Here is a 6,211-nt window from a genome sequence, read left to right as displayed (position 1 = left end):
TCTAACGAGAAACAAAAAATCTGTCATCAGTAATAGATAAAATCTATTACCAACAACAGATATTGTAGAACCATTTTGGAATAATTGATCCTTTTTGTTAAATGACGGAGATCAGCCGTTTGTCACAAGTTTTATCAGAAAGTTAAGTTGCATTTATAAACACTTTGCCGACTCATGTCTCAACCTCGCCATTTTTTGTCAGATAATCATTGTCATGACGGCTTCTTACAGAGAGGACCGCCACAATCTGATTTGGTAGTGTTGACAATTTATAGCTCTGCATATATAGTTAGTTACATAAGTAATCAACCAACGCGGGAGGAATATCATGACAACCGAAATCGTACGCACAAAAGATTTGCATAAAATATATGATCAAAACGGCCCCAAACCATACGAAGCACTGAAAGGGATTACCTTTTCCGTCCAACAAGGTGAATTTGTTTGAATCATGGGAGCTTCCGGTTCTGGGAAAACCACTTTGCTGAATATTATGGCAACCTTAGACCAGCCAACCAGCGGATCTGTTGAAATTGATGGTAAAGATGTGACTAATTTAACCGCTAACCAAATGTCAGATTTCCGTTCAGAAAAATTAGGGTTCATTTTCCAAGATTTTAACTTGCTAGAAACTTTGACAGCTCAGGAAAATATTGTTTTGCCGCTTTCGTTGCAAAATAAAAAACCAGGCGAAACGAAACAGGCAGTTGAAGCAGCCACCAAGAAATTAGGGATTGATGATCTGTTGTCCAAATATCCAACTCAGTTGTCAGGTGGTCAAAAGCAACGGGTGGCCGCTGCCAGAGCTTTGGTTGCCAATCCATCAATTATTTTTGGTGATGAGCCAACCGGTGCCCTTGATTCAACCAATGCTCGGGAACTCCTGGATACCTTGACGAACATCAATCAGCAAGGGGTCTCAATTCTCCTAGTGACTCATGATCCGTTTTCAGCTAGTTTCTGTAAGCGAATTTTGTTTATTAAAGACGGCAAGATCGGCGACGAAATTGATGCTGATGGGAAGAGTCGAAATGAGTTCTACCAACAAATTCTCGAAAAGCTTGGAACTTTTGAACAATAATTAACTTCTAAGGAGCACATTATGTTATTTAAAATTTCATTATCAGGTGTCAAATCTCGGTGGAAAGACTACCTGGTCCTTTTTTCAGGCATGATGATCACCACTGCCATTTTCTACATGTTCGAGGCCATCTCGACCAATGATAAGTTCACCACCAGTAGTCCGGTTGGTCAGAATGCCAAATTTGTCTTCATTTTTGGGTCAATTCTATTGGCAATTATTACACTGGTGTATGTGTTCTACGCCAACAACTTTTTGATGAGTATGAGAAAACATAATTATGGTCTCTTCATGATGCTGGGAGCCAAGTCAAAGGTCATCAGCAAGTTAATTATTTTGGAAACTTTAGTGATTGGGTTGGCTTCTACTTTTGTTGGCATTATCCTGGGAGTTGGGTTTACCAAACGACTCAGTGGCCTATTGAGTAGCCAAATCCATGTTTCATTAACTAACTTTTCTGCTTTTTATATGCCAGCCGTGTGGGCAACCTTGATTTTGTTTTTGGTGTTGTTTGTAATCGCCGGGTTGGTCAACGCCCGAACTTTCACGAAGACATCTGCTCTTAATCTGTTACGGTCTAATCAAGAAAGTGACTGGAAAGATCCAAAGAAACGGACGCTTTTCGTTCAAGCCGTTGGCGGATTAGTCTTGCTGGCGATCGGTTATTACGCTATGTATGATATTAATCACCTTCAACTGTTGGCAATCGGGATTGGGTTAATTACCATTGTCCTTGGTACCTATTTTGTGTTCAATTCCTTCTTTGTCATGATTTTGGAAGCCGTTCAACGCTCAAACACCAGCTACAAAGGTCTTAACAACTTTACAATTTCTCAGTTAAAGTTTAGAATTCGTGACTATACGAAGATTCTTTCAGTCGTTTCGTTACTGTTTGCTTTGGCACTCGGGGCAATTACGGTTGGAATTGGTTTTCAACGAATGGTACCGATGATGGCCGCCGGTAACAATGCCTATGCGGTTGGTCTGACTAATCCATCTCCTAAAATGAAATCATTAGTTGGCGACATTGACGGGAAGGCTCAGGTCACTTATCAGCAAAAAGTTGATCCCGGAAGCAAAAGTGTTTATTATCGGGCAAGTCAGTTTGAAGCGCAGCCATTCAAATACGCTCACTTTACCAATCAGGCCCAGTTAAAATCAAAAATTGATAATGCCAGTCTGACTCAACTGAAAGACCGCGCATCCACAGCCTATGCCGGCCTTAACAATTTACAGGCACCGTTAACCAGAAATTTACGGATTAGGCTGGTTTCTGATACCACTTTTAATCGGATTAATGCCAAGGCCAATACTTTGTTATTAGTTCGGGTAAATGACATGGATGCGGCTGCCACGACGCTTTCAAAAATTACCAATCTCCAAACCCGGCAATATGGCAAGAAGGTCAGTGAAGGTCTTGGCGTTGGTGGGGCGTATGAAACCTACCAGCTACTGAAGGGTGTCTTTGGGAGTTTGGAATTCATGGGCATTTTCCTTGGGATTGCTTTTCTTGCAATGCTGGCCAGTTGCTTAATGTTTAAGATTTTAAGCGGGGCTGCCAGTGATAAAGCCAGGTTTGAGATGCTCAATAAGATTGGGGCCAGGAAATCCGTTCTTAATCGTTCCATTGCCGTTCAGATCCTGGGACTGTTTATTCTTCCGGCTGTGTTAGGCATTATTGACGTGGCCTTTGGCTTACAAATGTTTATTAAGGCCAATCTGTTACACGGCGCCTATCAAACATTTGGCTGGTCGGCCCTCGGGTTTAGTATTCTCTATCTAATCTACTATGGGATTACAGTGATGATCTATAGCAAAATTGTCGTACCGAAGACAAAGGTGGAGAAATAACGTGATGAAAAGAAAAGGTGGGACGATGTGGAATGCAATTTAAATTTAACAGTTCAGAACCGATTTATCGTCAGGTTGCCGAACAGATTGAAGATGCAATTGCTTCTGGCGGATTTGAAGAAGGGGCGCAAATTCCATCGACAACCGAGATTTCAAAAGAGTTCCATATTAATCCGGCAACTGTCCTGAAAGGGATGAATATTGCCGTTTCAAAGCAGTTAATTGAAAAGCGGCGAGGATTAGGAATGTTCGTCAAGCAGGGAGCCAGACAGCGGATAGTAGAAGCTAAACGCGATGGCTTCTTTGACGCGTTTATCGTTAATTTGGTTCGTGAGGCGCGTAATTTGAATATTTCTGAAGAAGAGCTACTAGATTTAGTGAAACGAGGTTATAGTCAATGAGTATGTTGGAAGTCAATCACGTCTCCAAGTCATATGGGTCCAAAAGTGTCATTGCGGATGTGAATTTAGCCTTTGAGGAAAATAAAATTTATGGGCTTTTGGGCCGCAATGGGGCTGGGAAAAGCACATTGCTCAATATTATTACCGACCGGATTTTTCCCAGTTCCGGCGAAGTTAAAATTGATTCAGAAAACGTTGCCGACAATGATTCAAAGCTCGGCTTGATGTACTTAATGAGTGAAGTTGATTTGTATCCAAATGGCGCGAAGCTTTCCCAGATTGCTAAGGACAGTGAGTTGATATATGGCGGGTTCAATCATAAATTAGCTGACAAAATGATTGCCGAATTTAAAATTGATATGGGACAAAAGTTTGGTAAATTATCGACTGGTTATAATTCAATCTTTAAGCTAATCCTTGCACTGTGTCTGCCAGTCAAATTTGTCATATTGGATGAGCCGGTTCTTGGGTTGGATGCGAATCATCGAGAACTATTTTATACAGAATTACTTGATTCCTATGCTGACAATCCACGGACATTTATTTTGTCGACTCACTTAATTGAAGAGGTTGCCAATATTATTAGTGACGTGATTATTCTCGATCAGGGTCGAATCATTTTAAATCAGCCGGTTGAAGATGTGTTGGCAAAGACTCATTCAGTTGTTGGCCAAAAAAATGAGGTCGAAGAATACACGAAGGGGCTCAATGTTGTTGGTCATGATGATATGGGAAATATCCGTGCTAACTATGTTTATGGCGACCTGGATGATCGCCGGTTACCTGATACCGTTCAGCTATCTAATTTTGATCTCCAAAAACTTTTTGTCTTTTTAACTAATCAATATGAGGGGAGCAAGCGACATGAAAACTAAGCAAGTGATTAAATATCTTTTCAAGAAGCAGCTCCCCTTGATTGGGGTGGTTTATTTAACACTAATCGCCTTGATCATTATCTTGCCATTTCTGTTGTCGGTCATCTCAGGAACCCTTTCAAGCTTCTCAATTGTGGATCAATTACGGGGAGGCTCGGTTTCGGCCGTATTTGGATTTTACATTTTCGTGATCTCGACGTTGTCATATGAGAACTTCAAATTTCTTATTCAAAATGGCGTTTCCAGAAGCACCTTTTTTGAGGCGCAGTTAAGCGTTAACGGGTTGTTAATTTTGATTGGGAATACGTTTAATTTACTGTACGGCTATTTATTCCTGTCGCCAATCACCGATAACGCGCCCTTTAATCTATTCACGAGGGTATATGATACCTACTTTTCGAACCCCTTCGTCAATGGGGTGCTCAACTTTGTGATGAGTGCTTTAATGCTGGTGGTTGGCTCATTGCTTGGAATGGTCATTGGTAATTTTCTGACGCTGTTTTCAAAGGTTGCGCAACGGTTAATTTTAATTATTGCCCCAATTACTGGTGGCGTTGTTCTGTTATTTATCTTTAAAGCGATGATTGATTACCGATTCCGAATGAGTTGGGTGGTCAATTTTGCGAAATTGGTATTAGGATACCAAAGCAGTGGTGCATACAATCCCTTTGCCCTGATTATCTCGTTGATCATTTTTGGCGCCATTTTGATTGCCATCACTCGGCTCTTGTTTGCGAGGAAGCAATTAAAGCGGGACTAATGGTTAATTAGCCAATAAAAAACCAGTTTTCAATATATCCCGTGACCGGTTTCCATGTTATAATTAAGTTTCTGGAAACTATACGAATATACGAATAGGGTGGAAATCATGGCAAAGAACAAAAAGCAACACGTTGGCTTGATCTTTGGTGGCAATTCTTCTGAGCACGATGTTTCCAAACGATCAGCCCACAACATCTTTGACGCTATGGACAAAGATAAGTACAAAGTGAGTCTCTTCTTAATGACTAAAAGTGGCTATATTTTAGGCAACGAGGCATCTGCAAGGGTATTCAATGGTGAACCTGAAGATGTCGTGGCCAAAGAGGAACTTGCAAAGCTTGATCACAAGAACCCACTTGCTCCGGTGATTAATTTAGGGGAAGTGTCAAATATCGACGTTTTCTTCCCAATTATTCATGGTAACTTAGGTGAAGACGGAACGATTCAAGGATTGTTACGGTTACTTCAGAAGCCATATGTTGGCACCGGCGTCTTGGGATCCGCAATGTCATTTGATAAAGACATTACCAAGAAAATCCTGCAGCTCGCTGGCGTTCGGACGACGCATTATGAAGTCATTACGCCAATGACCAGTGAACAATATACTTATCAGAAGTTGAGTGATGAGCTTGGCAAGACATTGTTTGTAAAGCCAGCCAATCAAGGGTCTTCGGTGGGGATTCATAAGGTTGAAAATGAAACCGACTACCTTGAAGGCGTTCGCGATGCTTTCCGTTATGACAGCAAAGTTCTGGTCGAAGAAGCTATTGAAGGGCCTGAGGAACTGGAAATTTCCGTGCTGGGGAATCATCACCCAATTGTCTCTAAAGTAGGGGCAATTAAAGTGCCGAAAAGTGATGCATTCTATACTTATGACAACAAGTTTGTGGACGCAAGTCATGTGGAATTTGATGTTCCTGTTGATATTTCTGATCGATTAGCTGAAGAAATCACCAAGATGGGATTGGAGACTTATCGCGCTTTGGGGCTGAAAGGGATGGCCCGAATCGACTACCTTGTTTCTCAGGATAGTGTTCCATATGTCAGTGAAGTCAACACATTGCCTGGATTCACCAACATTAGCTTGTATCCACAGTTATTTGCTGCTTCAGGGATTTCATACACTGAATTGATTGATCGTTTGATTCAATTGGCAATCGAAGAATTTGAACGTCAAAGTAAAATCTTATATGATTTCAAACCATTGGATCCAAAAGACCAGATTATCAAAAAGAATTAAT

General features: G+C 41.1%; 5 protein-coding genes and 1 pseudogene. All 6 read left to right on the top strand.

From position 1 onward, the window contains the following. Positions 1 to 328 precede the first annotated feature (328 nt). The 6 genes and pseudogenes from QUF07_RS08180 (at position 329) to QUF07_RS08155 (ending at position 6,210) form a co-directional block, all read left to right on the top strand. Positions 329 to 1,081 (top strand): annotated as a pseudogene (locus QUF07_RS08180) (ABC transporter ATP-binding protein). Between the two features lie 21 nt (positions 1,082 to 1,102). Further along, entirely contained in the window at positions 1,103 to 2,932 is a 1,830-nt protein-coding gene (locus tag QUF07_RS08175) for an FtsX-like permease family protein (protein ID WP_289427172.1), read from the top strand. A gap of 32 nt (positions 2,933 to 2,964) precedes the next feature. Then, on the top strand, positions 2,965 to 3,333 hold the full coding sequence (locus tag QUF07_RS08170) for a GntR family transcriptional regulator (RefSeq protein ID WP_289427171.1): 369 nt from the start codon (positions 2,965 to 2,967) through the stop codon (positions 3,331 to 3,333). Beyond that, positions 3,330 to 4,208, top strand: coding sequence for an ATP-binding cassette domain-containing protein (locus tag QUF07_RS08165; RefSeq protein WP_289427170.1), 879 nt, complete (start codon positions 3,330 to 3,332; stop codon positions 4,206 to 4,208). Before QUF07_RS08170 ends, QUF07_RS08165 begins: the two co-directional genes overlap by 4 nt. Next, entirely contained in the window at positions 4,198 to 4,968 is a 771-nt protein-coding gene (locus QUF07_RS08160; protein ID WP_217161910.1) for an ABC transporter permease, read from the top strand. Before QUF07_RS08165 ends, QUF07_RS08160 begins: the two co-directional genes overlap by 11 nt. A gap of 108 nt (positions 4,969 to 5,076) precedes the next feature. Then, positions 5,077 to 6,210, top strand: coding sequence for a D-alanine--D-alanine ligase family protein (locus tag QUF07_RS08155; RefSeq protein WP_217161912.1), 1,134 nt, complete (start codon positions 5,077 to 5,079; stop codon positions 6,208 to 6,210). The last annotated feature ends 1 nt before the right edge of the window (position 6,211 follow it).

The sequence above is a fragment of the Lentilactobacillus sp. TOM.63 genome (assembly GCF_030361045.1).
GTDB lineage: Bacteria > Bacillota > Bacilli > Lactobacillales > Lactobacillaceae > Lentilactobacillus > Lentilactobacillus dabitei.
This window is presented reverse-complemented; position numbering and strand designations above follow the sequence as displayed.

Excerpts from the sequence above, each read along its gene's own strand:
- QUF07_RS08160 (WP_217161910.1), top strand. The coding sequence starts at position 4,198 with ATGAAAACTAAGCAAGTGATTAAATATCTTTTCAAGAAGCAGCTCCCC.
- QUF07_RS08170 (WP_289427171.1), top strand. The coding sequence starts at position 2,965 with ATGCAATTTAAATTTAACAGTTCAGAACCGATTTATCGTCAGGTTGCC.
- QUF07_RS08175 (WP_289427172.1), top strand. The coding sequence starts at position 1,103 with ATGTTATTTAAAATTTCATTATCAGGTGTCAAATCTCGGTGGAAAGAC.
- QUF07_RS08165 (WP_289427170.1), top strand. The coding sequence starts at position 3,330 with ATGAGTATGTTGGAAGTCAATCACGTCTCCAAGTCATATGGGTCCAAA.
- QUF07_RS08155 (WP_217161912.1), top strand. The coding sequence starts at position 5,077 with ATGGCAAAGAACAAAAAGCAACACGTTGGCTTGATCTTTGGTGGCAAT.